The following is a 15,994-nucleotide window of genomic DNA, read 5'->3' as shown; positions in this document are numbered from 1 at the left end:
CCGTCAGCACATCCACCTGCCGCAGTTTCGCGACGATGTCCTCGGCCGTGTGTCTCTTCTTGCTCATTCGCTTGTCCTCCATTCGGCTTGAAAGCCATACATCAGGGAGGACCACTTCTCAGGGAGCAGGCCAAGACCACGGATCGAATGCCAAGAACCGCCTCTCGCACGGCTGCGACATGCTCGGGGAAGTCACGGTGGCAAATCAAGGCCGAAGCGCCACTTGACTGAGCGAGATAGGCCACCTCATCCGGGGTTTGGCGAAAATTCGTCGGCACCCAAACGGCGCCCAACTGGAAACATGCGAACATGGACTCGAACATCTGGTTGCAGTTTTTGGACTGCACCAGAATGCGATCACCTTTGCCGATTCCTTCTGCGGATAAGGCCGCCGCCATGGCGTTGACACGGTGGGCCAGATCGCCCCACGTCCAGGCCGCATCGCCCCAGACGAAACCAATCTCGTTTCCGTGACGTCGAGCAACCTGATGCAGGAAGTTGGACAGGTTCATGACCCGGTTAGACACGCGTCCGACCCCTCCTGCGGGAATCTCAGTAGAAGCAGTCATCTATGGTGCTCCCTGAGACAGACAATGACAGCACGTGCCATAGTTGTATTCCCTTTACCGAACACGTTGAGCGCTCTTCCTCACGAGTCTGAGGAGGCGGTCAGAGGAAGGCCGTCGAGATCCACGGTACGGTGGCAATGATCACGAGACCGATAATGAGCGCGACGAGATAAGGCCAGATCGCGCCGATAGCCTCGTCTGGCGAGACATTGCCGATCTTGCAGGCAAGATAGAACCCGATGCCGATCGGTGGCGTCATCAGACCGATATTCATCGCCGTCACGATGACCATGGAGTAGTGAATGTCGTTGATCCCAAGGCTCTTCGCGATGGGGAACATGAGCGGAGCCATCAAAACGATAGCCGGGAGCCCTTCAAGCACACAGCCCAGGACCATGAAAACGATGATGGTCACGGCCATGAAGGTGATCCAGCCGCCAGGCAGTCCCGTCATGAAGGACGCGAGCCCCTGAGCGACGCCCGCCTGTGTGATCGCCCAGGCCATGGCAAGGGCGGTTCCGAGGATCAGCAGGATCGATCCGGTGAGCGCTGCGGTTTCGACCAGCATGCCGTAGAGCTTGCGCCAACCGATGCCTCCGTAGAGAACGATGCCCATGAACAGCGCATAGATGACAGCAATGGTCGACACCTCGGTTGCCGTCGCTATACCACCGGCGACCGTGCTCCGAATGAGAAACGGCAAAACCAATGCAGGGGCGGCGACGAGCAGCGTGCGACCGATCAGAGAAGCCGGTGCCCGACGGACACCTTCCATGCTCTCACGACGGGACTTCCAGCGCGCCAGAATCGCGAGGACCGCGAGCAGAACCATGGCGACAACGAAACCGCTGGTGAAAAGACCGGCAATGGAGACCCCTGCGACAGAACCCAGAACGATCAGGACGATGCTGGGCGGAACCGTATCGGCCATAGCCGCGCCGGTCGCGAGAAGCGCGATCATCCCCCGCGGGCTGTGCCCTCGCCGCTTCATCTCCGGGAAAAGTGCCGGAGCGACTGTGGCCATGTCGGACACCTTAGATCCTGAGATACCAGACACCACGAAGAGTGAGCCTAGCAGCACGTAGGACATGCCGGCACGCACATGACCAAGAAGCGACGCGAGAAAATCGACGATGGCCTTGCCCATCCCCGTTGCATCGAGGATGCAGCCAAGCAGAACGAAAATCGGGACCGACAGAAGAATGATGCCGGACATGCCTTCATCCATCCGTCCGATCATGACGAAAGTCGGAACCTGAGTGGCGAAAGCCAGATAGCTCAAAGTGCCTATGCCGAAGCAGAAGGCTATAGGCACGCCGGCCGCAAGGCAGACTGCTACGAACACAACCAGGAACAGAAGGATCTTAGAGCTACCCAGCCGCACGAGGGAAGGTGAGAAAAACCAGAGCGCAGCGGTGATTGTGGCGATCAGGAGAGCCGCGATGACGAGATCTCGCCACGATGCGCTTTTCAGCGCATACATAATCACGATTCCGAGCATGGCTACCATTCCGAAGGGAATAGCAGCCACGCGGAAGGTATTTGGAATATTCAGTGCAGGCGACGTGATGTACCACTCCTCCAGAGCATAGTCGAAGGCCGGAACCATCAGGAAGAGAAGGAAGGTCGCGATCACCAGGAGAGCAAATGCCTCCATGAATCCCTGAACCCGTTCAGGCATCTTGTGGAGGAACAATGTCAGCCTGAGATGCTCGTTGCGGTCGAGCGCGATGGCCGATCCCAACATGGCAAGCCATAGGAAGCAGATCGAGGCAACCTCATCGATCCATACAACCGGGAGTGAAAAAATATACCGGGATGTCACTCCGGCCAGCAGAAGTGTCACAATAATGACCAGCAGGCCGGATGCCACTATTTCAACAGGCTTCAGAAAGCGCGACCCCGCGCGAACCTCGTCACTTTCGGCAATGATGAGCGGTTCTGAGGCAGGGATAGCCTGTGCGGAGGATGTCATGTCCAAACATTCCCTACGAGTTCCTATGACGTTGAGTGACCGAAGTAGCTATCCGTCATGGAAATTCCGGGGCCCCTTCACTCCACGTGCGGAACCCCGGTATCCAAGCTTTAGGCTAGGGTGCCGACGGCACGCTCCAGCAGAGCCCATGCCTCGTCGCCATACTTGCCCTTCCACTCCGAATAGAAGCCGGCTTTGCGCAGCTTGTCGCGGAAGGGTGCAGGATCAAGCTGGTTGAATATCATGCCCTTGGTGGCGAGTTCCTGCTGAAGACCGCCGTTCAGCTTGGCCACATCTTCACGCTCTTTCACGCCGGCCGCATTGATGTGCTTGGCAACAATCGTGCGTACATCCTCAGGCAGTCGCTCCCATGCACGCCTGTTCGCCAGGAACCAGAACCCATCCCACATATGGTTCGTCAAGGAGCAATACTTTTGAACTTCGTTCAGCTTCGCCGTGGAGACGATGGCGAGGGGATTTTCCTGACCGTCCACCACCTTGGTCTGAAGCGCCGTATAAACCTCGTTGAAGTTAATCGATGTCGGAGCCGACTCGAAGGCCTTGTACATTGATGTCCAGAGGGGAGAAACCGGCACTCGGATCTTGAATCCCTTTAGATCATCGGGCGTGTTGATCGGCTTCGTCGAGGACGTCGTCTGCCGGAAGCCGTTATCCCAGATCTTGTCCATGGCGACGAGGTTGGCCTTGGCGATCTGCTGCCGGACATAGGAGCCGAGCTCACCGTCCATCGCTTTCCAAACCGTCGCGTAGTCCGGAAATGCGAACCCGATTCCGTTTATGGATGCCGCCGGCACGAGCGTGGACATGATCAGGCCCGATAACGTGAAGAACTCGACGCCGCCCGAGCGCACCTGGCTGAGCGTATCCGTATCGGATCCCAACTGGCTGCTCGGGAAGATCTGGAGATCGAAACGGCCATTCGTCTCGGCCTTGATCGCGGCCGCCATTTCTCGCGCCCGGGCGTTCATCGGGTGCGAGTCCGGCAGGTTGTTCGCATATTTGTAGGTGAACTCAGCCTGCTGGGCCCGTGCAATAAACGGCGCTCCGACGACAGCACCGGCAAAAGCGGTCGAACCGACAGTGAGCAGCCGGCGACGAGACAAGATCATGTAACCCTCCTGGTTGGGGCTCTTGGGATCCCCATACTTCCTCAAGAATCAGGTCCACATCTCGGACCTTCTGTTATTAGTGGCACGCCACTTGCCGGGCGTTTTCGTTGGCTCATAAGGAGGCACTCTGATAGTCTCTATTGTCAATGGAAAATTGCTCTTTGAGAGAAATCCTCAACTCTCGGCCATCAAAGGTCCATATGTTGGAATATCAGAAGACGATTTCAGCCAAGATCGCGATCCAGGGGATCGACAGCGCGACCGTGAATGGGGCACAGGCGATTGACAGAGCGGCGACGCTACTTCTGCTCGTTGGGAGAGCGGGGCCTTCCGGCGCTCGCTTGTCCGAACTGGTTGAACAATGCGACCTTCCGAAGCCGACCGTCCGCCGTATGCTTCTCGCGCTGATGCGGGCCGGCCTTCTCGACCAGGATCTGGAGACCAGGCGCTACTATCTCGGACCAGAAATTCATGTTCTCGGAATGTTAGCGAGCATCCGTTTCGGTATCCATTCGATCTCACTCCGCTCCCTTGTCCGACTAAGCCAACAGACCGGTGATACCGCGTTCCTTTCCGTGCCGCGGGGTGTCTATTCCATCTGTGTGCATCGCGAAGAGGGACCGTATCCGATCCGGGTTCATGCTCTTCATGCCGGGGATCGGCATCCTCTCGGTGTAGGAGCAGGAGGTTTGGCTTTGCTCGCTGCGCTACCCGACGAGGACGTGGAAGAAGTTCTGGCCGCCAACGCGGACGTTCTTGCAGACAAGTATCCACCCTTCTCGCCCTCCGTCCTCCGTGCTCTTGTTCAAGACACTCGCGTTAGAGGTTATGCTCTCAACCCGGGCATGCTCCTTTCCGACTCCTGGGCTATCGGTGTTCCGATTCACGGATCCGATGGCCGTCCGGTCGGCGCTCTTTCCATCGCAGCGACGGAAAGTCGACTGAGTGAGGAACGCCAGCGCGAGATCGTCCCTCTCGTCGAGAGGGAAGCTTCTTGGATCGAGACACGTCTGACTGAGATTGACACCGGCGAAAAACACGCGCGAGGTCGACGGGATCATCCATGACGGCGCAAAATCCTCGAAATGTCCTATAACGCCTCGGGTCTCCTCCGACCGACACTCGAGCACCTACCCCCTGTCAGGCCTCTTACATGGCTTCGTAAGTTTGCAGACGACATGTGAAGGAGCGATTTGCCACGCTGGCACTTTGGGCACCTAGTCAAAATAAGGCAAGCAGATGCCGTGCATGCCCTCTTCTTCCAGCATGCACTGACCGATGTCGACACATGCACCCCTTGACAATCAACTGCCTCCAAAATGGCTGATGCGGCCATGTGGCAGGGCTAACTTAATAGCTTTTCTCTTCTGGCTATCGATGTCGAGGTCTTGTTCGATGTGGACACTGCGCAGCGTGACCTCGTGCGCAGCGAGAAAAGGATCTCCGACCCTGGCGCCATGTTGAGATATGTGACTGGGCGTGAACACCTGCCAGTCCGAACGGCCCTTGAAGCTCGACATCCTTGCCTCTGCCAAGTGGCGTCTCTGTTTGCGTAAGCGAGAGACCGTGAAGTTACAGATGAGCATCGGCACCGGACCGCTTATCGTGCAGCCGATTTGCAGTCCGTGTCTGGGCCTTTTGAATAGCTATTCACCGCTGATCCAAAGATAGCTCCCGCGGGCGATACCGATTGAGCGCTCCCGACGGCCTGAGAGCAAGCTATCTGAAAGATATTTTCCGAAAATGATGCCACTTATTATTGATTTATACTGACAGTAATTACATATATTTGCATATTTTCCTCTCTATAACTAGTAATGATATGATCCGCCAAAGGAAAGATGCAAATTCTTCTCTGTATGAAAATAGTCAATGAAAGCGTGAATATTTACCTTATTAATATACGCCATTTTTTCGCCCTACTCACAGTCCAATTGAAGAATGGTAAGCCGAAAAAAGATAAATACGGCACTACACAAGGGGTAAAATCATGTATGCACTTCTCTGTTAACCTGCACTAATCTCTGCAGGTCATATCTATCTGTGTTTGCATCTGTTCGGATGCGAATACTCCCATCTATCTATTAAGACACATCTGCATATTTTCGATTTGCGTTTCTGAAACGCCTCCCCTCCTTGCGACTGCTCAGTCGCATCTTCCCCGACGATTCAACCAAGCCGCTAAGGCAATATTCTCAAAGGGCAATTTTTATCATGGCAAGTTACCTCAATGGCTCGACGATCACCTCGGGTGGTGAGTCCTATGGCGTCCAGAACGGCAGCAAGCCGTGGTCGCTGACCTCGTCCGGTAACGGCGAATACCGCTTCGAGCTCCGCGATGGTGACCAATGGAGTGGCGATTCGGCCAACAAGGAGCGGACGCAGATCTACTCCAAGACGAAGGTTCCCTTCGACCAGAAGCACTATACGACATTCGACATTCGCTTCGACACGAACCCAGCTGCCAGCACCGCGGACTGGATCTCTCTCGTTGGCTGGCATGCCACCGAGGACGCGGGTGAACCCGGCTCGCCCGGGATGCTGACCCTGCACATGCTCAATGGCAAGTTCTCCCTGATCAGCCGCTCGGACGCGGATTCCATTACCAGCAATCCGGTCAACAAGACCCAGCTGACCAGCCCCATCCAGCAGGGCAAGTGGTACAACTTCACGATGGAAACCCAGTTTGAGCGTACCGGCAACGGATCGCTGAAGGTGTGGCTCGATGGCGAGCTCGTCGTCAACTACACCGGCCCCATGGGCTTCAACGACAAGGTCGGCCCGTACCTCAAGTTTGGACCGTACCGCGAGGACGCCTCAGACACGATGGCGGTCAGCTACCGCAACATCGATCAGTCGCTCACGCCGCTGACGCCGCGCGATGGCGATGGCTCGACCCCCACGCCTACACCCACCCCGGAGCCGACCCCCACCCCGGAGCCGACGCCGACCCCGGAGCCGACACCGTCTCCGATCAACAAGATCAGCGGAACCAGCGCCGCAAACGTGCTGACCGGCAAAAGTGGTGCGGACCAGATCAACGCCCTTGCAGGGAATGATCGACTCTACGGTAAGGGCGGCAATGACGTTCTCACTGGAGGAAGCGGCAAGGACTCCTTCATGTTCGATACGAAGCTCGATGCTAGCACCAATGTGGATGTCATCACCGACTTCAACGTTACGTACGACACCATCGGCCTCAACGACTCGATCTTCAGCCGCCTGAAGACGGGTGCGCTTTCCTCGATGAACTTCTTCACCGGCACGAAGGCCAAGTACGCGAACGACTTCATCGTCTACGACAAGGCAACGGGTGCGCTCTACTATGACGCCGATGGTAGCGGCTCGAAGGCACAGGTGAAGTTCGCCACGCTCGATAAGGACTTGGCGCTGAAAGCTACCGACTTCTGGATTGTCTAAGACCTTCTGGTTGATTTTGAACGGCCCCGGCTCACGCTGGGGCCGTTTCTTTTTCAGGCGAGCCCTCTCTGCCGATTCGTTCGGGACAACATGCTCAGCCAGCACCGTTTTCACTGCCCGCTTTATTATCCCGATCTCATCACGGAGCCGCCTGAGAGCCGATCGCAAAGAGCGATCACAAACAGTGTGACGGACAGCTTGAAAGGCGTTTGATTTCAAATCGCCGAATAGAGAAGCACGCTATTCGGCAGAGCCAGGGTGGTTGAGAATGGAGCGGTGCGGGATTCTTGGACCGAGAACGAGTTACCAGAGACTCCTTCTCTGCCGCACTGGCGATCGATCTTATAGGTTAACATTTCTCGGCTCGGCTGAGATTCGATGAACCGCTGACTTTGATAGGCGATTCAGCCACATGGGTATTTATGTAGTGAATTAGTGCGCCATTCTCCGGGGAGATCTGTTGCCAGCCTCCCCAGATACCCATCCTGCACAAGCCGTATCAACTCATGAGAGATACAGAGTTGCGATAACTTGCACCTACCCCAAATCGGTAAGGTCTATCTCATCGGGGTCCTTAGGCTGCTCGGCAACAATCCTCTTTAAGGAACTAGATTATAGTTCGCACAAAAGAGGCTGAGATGCGCTTCTCCTCTTCAGGGCTACCTCTGGGGTAGTGCCTTCGAGGCGATCCTACTCCAGGACAACTCGAGATGACGGGACTCTTGACGATCTACGCTTCGAGATTGGGCACTATCTACTGTAGTGGATCGGCTCGAAGTAGTGCATCCAACGCTTCAACAGTCTCATCGTCGAGTCGGTCGTTGCAATAGAGGACATCAAGCGGAATTGCGTACAGGCGCTCCAGTCCCAGACGCTTCAGCAGCGCAGGAGAACCTTCGTTATGGTATGGTTCGATTACCTCAATAGCCTCCACCGTCATCAGACCTTTTCCACCGACGTGGAATCATCTCATCCCCTTGGTTTGCCGCATTTTTTTGACGGCAAACTGGATCCACTTCGCCGAAACTGCACTAAACCCCCGGTTGTCGCCCATCGGGTTAATTTATCATCTCACGCCAACCAGAGTGATCCCACCCTACCCTTTCAGTGACGGCAATTCGATCCAGCAGTCTCAGGACCCATAAATCGGTCAATTAACAACCCACGTCGACTGACTATTATTGATTATAAGCCCTAACTCTATTGAAGCGCTTAAATCAGCTCCATCCTGGACGTAATATTTCTCAACTGAATGCTGCAATGGCAGCCGTGGCAAGGGCACTCCCAGGAAGATCCGCTCACTAGATACGGATCAGAAATATTATCTTCATCCAATAGAGGCACATGATATGCAAGCCAACGCCGGGATAAAGAAATCTGTTCGCCGCGTACTAGACCCGGTGGTTGCAGCAAGCTTGGCGATGCCCGCTTTGGTCATGCGACGCGTGCGCCACTCGGGACTATCTCAATGGCCCATCACACAGAAGACGCTTCTAGGCCTAGGAGTATATCCCCTTCTGGATCATTACTATGATCCACAGATCCGCCCAAACGGGCTGACCCCTGAGTCTCTGCAGCGGGATCGCTATTTGCCGGGTCTTGATCTACGCACCGATTCACAACGCAGCTTACTGTCACAATTCCGGTTTCAGCATGAGCTTAAATCTCTGCTGCATTGCAAACCAGCGATGAGTGATGGTGTATATTGGTTCAATAACACTTACTTCGGGCGTATCGACGGTAGCATCTGGTATTCAATGCTGCGCACTTTCAAGCCGAAGAAAGTAGTGGAGGTAGGGTCCGGCTTTTCGACATTGATTGCGCGTCGCGCTCTAGAGCGCAACGCTGCCGAGGGGGGGCCTTCGGCCGCTCATATTTGTATTGAGCCTTACGAGAACCCATGGCTTGAGCAATGTGGCGCACAGATCGTACGTGAAAAGGTAGAGCATGCGGATTCCAGCATAGTCGCAGACTTGAGAGAGAATGATGTTCTCTTTATCGACAGTTCCCATATGCTCCGCCCCAATGGCGATGTGGTAGTAGAAATCCTACAACTCCTACCCCGTTTGGCTCCAGGCGTAATTGTGCATGTGCACGATATTTTCACACCGAAGGACTATCCTTGGGAATGGCTGTTTCAGGAGAACCGGCTCTGGAACGAGCAGTACATGTTGGAGGCGTTCCTCAGCATGAATCCGTCCTTCGAAATCATGCTCAGTGCATATCATATGTTGCACGTTGCGCCTGAAGAGCTGGAAGCTGCCTGTATACCTCTTCAAGACCAGGATTTTGACAGCACGATCTGCAGTTCATTTTTTATTCGACGTATTGGTTGATCCCTCCCTCCTCTGGCTGAGTCATAATGGAGTTGCGAGCGTCGAAAATGAGATGATGTGAGCACATGAGTTTGGGTGTTGTTGGCCAGAAGGATTGGGTAGGATCATCATCGTCTATGAGACGCGACAAGCGGTAACCAGCGACCTGTGAAGGGCTGTTTCCATCAAAACTATCGCAGCTCTTGCTCTAGCCTCATTACTTAAGCGGCGTGTCTGAGAAGCGTCGGGGCTTTTGAAGAATCCGCAATTGTCGTTTCTCGCTTGGGCAGCATATAGGATGCGTAGCCCGGCCCCACACGCGTCGTTAGTAACAGGTCGACGAAGAAACGCTCGGAAGTTTATCAAACTGTGTAGACGCCTTGGCAACACATGAAGAACCGTCGGATTTTGTACAGCAGGTAACCAGAGCAAACATGCGTGCGACCTTTGCTGCAAGTTTACATGCCGCCCAGATTGTAAGACCGTGCGCACATATCTCAAACGCGAACTAGAGGCTTCCGTCTATGAGCCTCGCAAGTCGCGCCGGGCTGTGATTAATCCCTGCATCACTTACTTGCGCAAGCGTATGAGCACATCGTGGCCGGCCGATCGCATTCGCGCGGACGCCGGGAAAGATTGCCGACATCAGCATGGCCCTGCCGCTTCTGGGTACGGTCACACCCCCTAAACGCCTGATCGGGGCCAAGGCTTACGATGTGGGCAGCCTGCGCCACTGGCTCAAGGAGCACCGCATCAAGGCAATCATTCCCTCCTCAGCCAACCGCACAATGCCGTATCCGCTCGATCACACGGCTTATTGTCGGCGTAACCTGATCGAGCGTCTCTTCTGTCGCCTGAAGAACTCGCGGCGCATTGCAACGCGCTAAGGCCGGCTGGCCCGCAATTACCTCGCAGACCTCGCGCAGATCGCCGTCACAACCGGGTGGAGCAAAGGGCCCTCTACCGTTCGGCAACGCGTTGAGACGTAAGTCCTCTGAATTGGCCGACATGAAACCCCTCGCGATCGCGCAAGGCCGTCGCCCGCGAGCACTTAGCCAAAGGCTCAATCACTGGCTGCCAGTCACACGCTTTCTGAATGGCGTCCGGATTAACCCGACGAACAGCGGCCGCTTAGTAAGCTCGCTGCAGCAATGCTGCCCAGTCACAGAAACTGGTCCACGGTTCAAGTGGCTGCGTACAGAATACGTGGAAAATTCGATGTACTCTTTCCGTAACGGAGCGCTATCCCTCCGCCCTCGCTTCACAATCTGGACAATCACGCCACAACGCATCAAAGTCGGCCACGTCGGCCATCCATTGAGCAAATGAATACGTTGCGCACGAATTGATACAAGGCAAGTATAGAGCACCCAACCATGAATCTACGCAGGAAGTAGGTCGCGGGATATGCCCGGCACACGAACGGACATCGCTGAACAAATCAAAGAGGCGATGCCGCTATATGGGCGGAAAATACTCATGATCGTGGAGAATCTGCCTGTTCCGTTTGACCGTCGTGTTTGGCAGGAAGCGCAAGCTCTGAAGGATGCTGGCGCGACCGTCAGCATCATATGTCCGATCGGCAGAGACCATACGAAAACGCATGAGGTAGTTGACGGTATCAAAATCTACCGTCATCCACTGCCGTCGGATGTAGGATCGGCAATAGGCTACCTTCTCGAGTATGGCACTGCGCTTTTCTGGCAAGTGTGGCTAGCCTTTCGTGTTCTGCGCCGCCATGGATTCGATGTAATCCATGGCTGTAATCCGCCGGATCTGATCTTCCTGGTGGCGCTGATCTTCAAGCCCTTCGGGAAGCAATTTGTATTTGACCACCATGATATCAATCCGGAGTTATATGAAGCAAAATTCGGACGCCGTGATTTGTTCTGGAAGCTGTTGGGTATTGCTGAGGTTCTGACTTTCAAGACAGCTAGAATATCTATCGCTACGAATAACAGTTATAGAGATATTGCGATTCAACGTGGTGGCATGTCCCCGGAAGATGTATTCGTAGTACGTAGCGGCCCAGATCTACGTCGCATACGTGAGGCACCAGAGAATCCAGTCTGGCGTAATAACCGTCGCTACCTCGTTGGATATGTCGGCGTAATTGGTCCTCAGGAAGGCATCGACCTCCTGCTTCGCACCATTGAAATCATAGTGAAAGATCAAGAGCGATCTGATGTGCAGTTCTGTTTAGTTGGCGACGGCCCTGCGCTATCTGGTTTGAGAGCACAGGCTATCGATCTAGGGCTTGTGGATTATGTCACTTTCACCGGTCGTGTCTCCGACGAGACCCTGCTTGAAATCCTCTCAACATCTGATCTTTGCGTAAATCCTGACCGTGTCAACGAAATGAACGATAAATCAACCATGAACAAGATTCTTGAATATATGGCATTAGGTAAACCAATTGTGCAGTTTGATGTGACTGAAGGGCGATACTCAGCGCAGGAGGCGTCGCTTTATGCCATTGCTAACGATCCAAAGGATTTCGCTGAAAAAATAATCTCATTGCTCGACAATCCGTCCCAATGTCGCAAAATGGGAGAGGTTGGGCGCGATAGAATACGATCCAAGATGTCGTGGGAGCATGAGATTCCACATCTCATTGCTGCATACAAAAAGCTATTTGGGGATGTTCCACGGGGGCGTCCTCTGCAATAGTAAGCGATCAGTACTTGCTTTGCATAGGCATATGCTTCCTAGACCTCCTCAAGTAGGGCGATAGTTAGGATCGATTGCGCTCTTTAGTGCAACTGTCCAATCTCGATCTAGTAGGCGACCATTTGCGTTCTCGGCGCATTAAAATGGGGCTGTGAAAGTGGTCCAAGCCAAAGATCTAAACTGGTTGCTTCACAGGCTCTGCGCGATGAGTCTCGCTGAAGTCACACATCGTATCAAAGAGCAGGTGAAGCGCGCCTCGTTTCGAAGAGATCTTTCAGGGTGGTCTCGCTTTGATATCGGCGATGGCCCCCTTACCGCATCCTCTAATCTACGGGCAAATCTAGAAAAGTCATGGCCGGGCCACCTTGTGACCCAAATTGACAATACTACGAAGGCAACTCTCGCTGGCGAGATGCATCTCCTTGGTCAGCAGTGGCCAACGTTCAATTTGCAAAGTATCGACCCCAGCATCTGGTTTCTTGATCCGGTGTCCGGGAATTACTGGCCTGGTGCCGATGCTTACTGCTATGCCATCAATTACCGACATAACACGAAATACGGAGACGTGAAATTCGTATGGGAACTCAATCGCCTGCAGTTCCTGCAACCACTTGCTGCTCTTGCATTGAAGAGAAACGACTCCGACCTCTACACTCAATTAGTCCGTGCTGTTCTCGTTTGGATGGATGCCAACCCACCATTCCGTGGCATCAACTGGCCCTCGGGCATTGAACTAGCAATGCGACTTGTTACGATCGCTATTCTTGTTGCATGTGCCCCGCCCACAGCATCGATTGACTCTCATACTCGCCGTCGATTGCGTGCGCTTATTGCTGCACACGCCTTCTGGCTGGCTCGATATCCTTCTCTTCATTCATCAGCCAATAATCATCTTATCGCGGAGGGTTTGGGTCTTCTTATTGCAGGACTCATGGTCCCGGATATGAAGGATAGTGCCAAATACCTCAGCAGAGGTCGTTCAATTGTCGCGAACGCACCCTTAACTCAATTCCACGTAGATGGAACTGGAGTGGAGCAATCTCCGACATACGCAGCATTTACGCTTGAAATGATCACGCTGGCGTCCTTTTTGGACAAAGAGAGTCAGCCTACAGATGATGCAAGGGTTCGACTGCTCAACGCGGGTATGCATCTCAAATCTCTGATGGACGCTGGTGGGAACGTGCCGCGTATCGGCGATGATGATGAAGGTCGCGTGATTGTTGGATCGAATTGCAATGAAGCGCGCTACGTAGCATCAATCGTTGCTGCGTTGTCTGGACTCCTTGAGGACCAAGACCTCGCCCCCCCAATGCATGATGTCCACCTTCGCGACCTCATATTTGATTCCCCCGCGCTTGGTACTGACGCGCCACTTGGCACAGCAACCTATACATCTGGAGGCTACACAGTCGTCCGGGAAGAGATAGTCGGGCGTCAAATACTTCTTGTGTTCGATCATGGTCCGCTAGGTTTCCTGTCTATAGCAGCGCATGGTCATGCGGACGCCCTCGCCTTCTGGCTCCATCTTGATGATCGCCCTATATTGGTCGACTCTGGGACCTATTGTTATCACTCCGAGGATCGTTGGCGAGACCATTTCCGCTCCACTGCTGCACACAATACGTTGGAAATCGCGGGCGAAAGTCAAAGCCTGACTGCTGGTGCTTTTAACTGGCGCCATAAAGCGAACGCACAACTAATCGAAAGAAACCAGGGCCACGAGTGGTCGTTCCGAGCCTGTCACGATGGTTATTTGAAGCGGTTTGGAGTGAAGCATCAAAGAACCATAAAGCGGACCTTTGACGGCTTCCAGATCGAAGATACCCTGCTAGGAAAATCGTTCAGTCTCCCGGTCGCAATTAGATTCATCGTACACCCTGAATTGGCGACAAGGATCGAGGGAAATGAGATTATTATTTCCGCTCTAGAAGGCGACTTAGTACGCCTTCTTGCGGATCCAAGGTGTTCTATTGATCTGCAACAAGGACGAACTATTGGTGGTACCAATCTATACTCAAGCCGTTTCGGATCGCGGGAGGAAACGACAGTCATCCAGTTGTCTACGAACGACATTTCGACCGGGCCTATAACAACCCTTTTCCATGTCATTTAATAGCTTGTGCCGGACTACTCACTCACGTCGGCGGCTGATGACTACATAACAGGAATGCACCCCTGTTGCCGGTCAAGTCGATGGCGGTATTGAACCGGACGGGACCATACACTCTCCCGGTGAGGCTTCCCGTTGCGGTTCGGGTGCAAACCAACCCACCTATCCGTGGCAGCGGTAATTTCGATTACTCCTCCCGAATAGTATCCATCGGAAACACAACGGGTTAAACAAGTATGCAATGCAATAGGAATTCTCTCGAACTCACCGAGAGCTATATTAGTGCCTCCTAAAGGCAACCAGAAAGTCATGATGACCAATCGAAGAACTCCTAGTAATTCAGTTCTACGAGTACTCATTCTTACGCCACTTGGCCCCAATGGAAGAGGCGGCATTGATCGGCTCATGGATTCAATTGCGGTCGAGGTCCGCACTAACCCGGTTAATGGTCTTCAGCTCGATTTCCTCACAACTCGAGGAAAGGGCGCGATCACTGCACCTCTCGTCTTCGCCACCACACTGCTGCGGTTAGCACTCGTTCTATGGACTGGGCGCTTTGATGTCGTACATATTAATCTTGCTTCCTACGGAAGCGCCTTTCGGAAGATGATTCTTGCACATCTCTGTCGATCCTTTGATGTTCCTTATGTGATTCATCTTCATGGAGCCCACTTTCATAAATTTTGGGCGTCCTCTTCACCACCCCTAAGAAAGAGGATCGATGCTATGTTTCAGGGCGCCGCCTCAGTGGTTGTCCTTGGACAGTTCTGGGCGGAAGTAGTCCGACGTAATATACCATCGATGGTAGACCGGACCGAAATTCTACCAAATGCAACTCGTCAATTGCATCCTGGCATTGACCGGGATAAAGCCCGCTCGCCACAGGAACCACATATTCTCTTTCTTGGGCGTCTCGGGCCAAGGAAAGGCACTCCGGTTCTGCTCGAGGCATTGGCAGCAATACGGGATACGGGTCCATGGCGCGCCACTCTCGCTGGCGATGGAAGCATTGCAGAGAGCCGCGCCACCGTCGCGCGCTTTGGCCTCGGACAGCGAGTGGTCGTACCAGGCTGGGTCGATGACAATGAAGTAGAACGGCTACTCGAATCTGCGGATATTCTCGTACTTCCATCCGAGGACGAGAATCTCCCAATGTCTATCATTGAAGCATTCGCACATGGATTGGCAGTCGTCGCTACACCTGTCGGAGCGGTTCCGGATATCGTCCGGCACGATTGTACGGGCATGTTAGTTCCTGTAGGCGATATTTCAGCTCTCAGGGCTACGTTACGCCAACTGATTGAGAGACGAGACATCCGCATCCGTTTGGGCGAAGCCGCAAAAAGAGAACACAAAGAGAAGCTCGAGATCTCAGTGTATGTACAAGCGCTGACGCGAATCTGGAAGAAAGCGGCGAGGAAGACTCGATCCGCTCAAGCTTGAGCATGGAATCCAAAGTAGAACTCTTGGAACTGCCGGAGGGCATGTCTTTAGCGAACAAAGGAGATAGTCTGCTTCGCGGACTGATCCTGCGAGTGTTCGCTCTCTTACAGTGGCCACAGCGCCATCTTATATCGCGCTTGAAAGGCCCTTGATCTATATTCTGAAATATTCTTTGGAGAACTTGACTCTTGTCACTAACAAAGCTGCGAGATCTTAAAATATAGGCACTAAGTACGTCGCCAAAAATTCTGCAACAGCTTTCTAAGCCAGAAGTGTTTGGACATCATGCCAGCCTTGCGACGCGCCTGCTGCGGCGTCAGCGTCACAACCCAATCAGCGGCCTCGGCGGCCAGAGCATC

Annotated in this window: 10 protein-coding genes and 2 pseudogenes; 7 read left to right on the top strand and 5 right to left on the bottom strand. The window is 53.8% G+C overall.

Annotated elements, in window-relative coordinates:
• Window positions 1-134 precede the first annotated feature (134 nt).
• The 3 genes and pseudogenes from ACS5Q1_RS39840 to ACS5Q1_RS39830 all read right to left on the bottom strand — a co-directional run.
• A pseudogene (locus tag ACS5Q1_RS39840) lies at window positions 135-569 on the bottom strand (AMP-binding protein); the annotation flags it as partial.
• Between the two features lie 100 nt (window positions 570-669).
• Window positions 670-2,544, bottom strand: a complete 1,875-nt coding sequence (locus ACS5Q1_RS39835; RefSeq protein WP_473103421.1) for a TRAP transporter large permease — start codon at window positions 2,542-2,544, stop codon at window positions 670-672.
• 110 nt (window positions 2,545-2,654) lie between these two features.
• The gene (locus tag ACS5Q1_RS39830; protein ID WP_473103420.1) at window positions 2,655-3,674 is read right to left on the bottom strand and encodes a TRAP transporter substrate-binding protein; all 1,020 of its coding nucleotides are present in this window, start codon (window positions 3,672-3,674) and stop codon (window positions 2,655-2,657) included.
• A 200-nt stretch (window positions 3,675-3,874) separates the two neighbouring features.
• Between ACS5Q1_RS39830 and ACS5Q1_RS39825 the strand changes: the two genes are divergently transcribed.
• Window positions 3,875-4,741 (top strand): IclR family transcriptional regulator, encoded by an 867-nt coding sequence (locus ACS5Q1_RS39825; protein ID WP_473103419.1) that lies wholly within the window; start codon window positions 3,875-3,877, stop codon window positions 4,739-4,741.
• Window positions 4,742-4,978: 237 nt separating this feature from the next.
• Here ACS5Q1_RS39825 and ACS5Q1_RS39820 read toward each other — a convergent pair whose 3' ends face one another.
• A complete protein-coding gene (locus tag ACS5Q1_RS39820) occupies window positions 4,979-5,194 on the bottom strand; it encodes a hypothetical protein (protein ID WP_473103418.1) in 216 nt (71 codons plus the stop codon).
• 694 nt (window positions 5,195-5,888) lie between these two features.
• On the opposite strand from ACS5Q1_RS39820, the gene ACS5Q1_RS39815 reads away from it, so the two are divergent.
• Window positions 5,889-7,094 (top strand): heparin lyase I family protein, encoded by a 1,206-nt coding sequence (locus ACS5Q1_RS39815; protein WP_473103417.1) that lies wholly within the window; start codon window positions 5,889-5,891, stop codon window positions 7,092-7,094.
• A 754-nt stretch (window positions 7,095-7,848) separates the two neighbouring features.
• Here ACS5Q1_RS39815 and ACS5Q1_RS39810 read toward each other — a convergent pair.
• On the bottom strand, window positions 7,849-8,034 hold the full coding sequence (locus ACS5Q1_RS39810) for a hypothetical protein (protein ID WP_473103416.1): 186 nt from the start codon (window positions 8,032-8,034) through the stop codon (window positions 7,849-7,851).
• A 409-nt stretch (window positions 8,035-8,443) separates the two neighbouring features.
• On the opposite strand from ACS5Q1_RS39810, the gene ACS5Q1_RS39805 reads away from it, so the two are divergent.
• The 5 genes and pseudogenes from ACS5Q1_RS39805 (at window position 8,444) to ACS5Q1_RS39785 (ending at window position 15,635) form a co-directional block, all read left to right on the top strand.
• A complete protein-coding gene (locus ACS5Q1_RS39805) occupies window positions 8,444-9,430 on the top strand; it encodes a class I SAM-dependent methyltransferase (RefSeq protein ID WP_473103415.1) in 987 nt (328 codons plus the stop codon).
• A 575-nt stretch (window positions 9,431-10,005) separates the two neighbouring features.
• Window positions 10,006-10,398 (top strand): annotated as a pseudogene (locus ACS5Q1_RS39800) (transposase); the annotation flags it as partial.
• Window positions 10,399-10,816: 418 nt separating this feature from the next.
• A complete protein-coding gene (locus ACS5Q1_RS39795; RefSeq protein ID WP_473103414.1) occupies window positions 10,817-12,079 on the top strand; it encodes a glycosyltransferase family 4 protein in 1,263 nt (420 codons plus the stop codon).
• A 205-nt stretch (window positions 12,080-12,284) separates the two neighbouring features.
• On the top strand, window positions 12,285-14,195 hold the full coding sequence (locus ACS5Q1_RS39790; protein WP_473103413.1) for a heparinase II/III family protein: 1,911 nt from the start codon (window positions 12,285-12,287) through the stop codon (window positions 14,193-14,195).
• Window positions 14,196-14,501: 306 nt separating this feature from the next.
• On the top strand, window positions 14,502-15,635 hold the full coding sequence (locus tag ACS5Q1_RS39785) for a glycosyltransferase family 4 protein (RefSeq protein WP_473103412.1): 1,134 nt from the start codon (window positions 14,502-14,504) through the stop codon (window positions 15,633-15,635).
• Window positions 15,636-15,994 lie beyond the last annotated feature (359 nt).

Source organism: Microvirga sp. GN3, from assembly GCF_055792825.1.
This window is presented reverse-complemented; position numbering and strand designations above follow the sequence as displayed.

Excerpts from the sequence above, each read along its gene's own strand:
- ACS5Q1_RS39835 (WP_473103421.1), bottom strand. The coding sequence starts at position 2,544 with ATGACATCCTCCGCACAGGCTATCCCTGCCTCAGAACCGCTCATCATT.
- ACS5Q1_RS39830 (WP_473103420.1), bottom strand. The coding sequence starts at position 3,674 with ATGATCTTGTCTCGTCGCCGGCTGCTCACTGTCGGTTCGACCGCTTTT.
- ACS5Q1_RS39825 (WP_473103419.1), top strand. The coding sequence starts at position 3,875 with ATGTTGGAATATCAGAAGACGATTTCAGCCAAGATCGCGATCCAGGGG.
- ACS5Q1_RS39820 (WP_473103418.1), bottom strand. The coding sequence starts at position 5,194 with ATGTCGAGCTTCAAGGGCCGTTCGGACTGGCAGGTGTTCACGCCCAGT.
- ACS5Q1_RS39815 (WP_473103417.1), top strand. The coding sequence starts at position 5,889 with ATGGCAAGTTACCTCAATGGCTCGACGATCACCTCGGGTGGTGAGTCC.
- ACS5Q1_RS39810 (WP_473103416.1), bottom strand. The coding sequence starts at position 8,034 with ATGACGGTGGAGGCTATTGAGGTAATCGAACCATACCATAACGAAGGT.
- ACS5Q1_RS39805 (WP_473103415.1), top strand. The coding sequence starts at position 8,444 with ATGCAAGCCAACGCCGGGATAAAGAAATCTGTTCGCCGCGTACTAGAC.
- ACS5Q1_RS39795 (WP_473103414.1), top strand. The coding sequence starts at position 10,817 with ATGCCCGGCACACGAACGGACATCGCTGAACAAATCAAAGAGGCGATG.
- ACS5Q1_RS39790 (WP_473103413.1), top strand. The coding sequence starts at position 12,285 with ATGAGTCTCGCTGAAGTCACACATCGTATCAAAGAGCAGGTGAAGCGC.
- ACS5Q1_RS39785 (WP_473103412.1), top strand. The coding sequence starts at position 14,502 with ATGATGACCAATCGAAGAACTCCTAGTAATTCAGTTCTACGAGTACTC.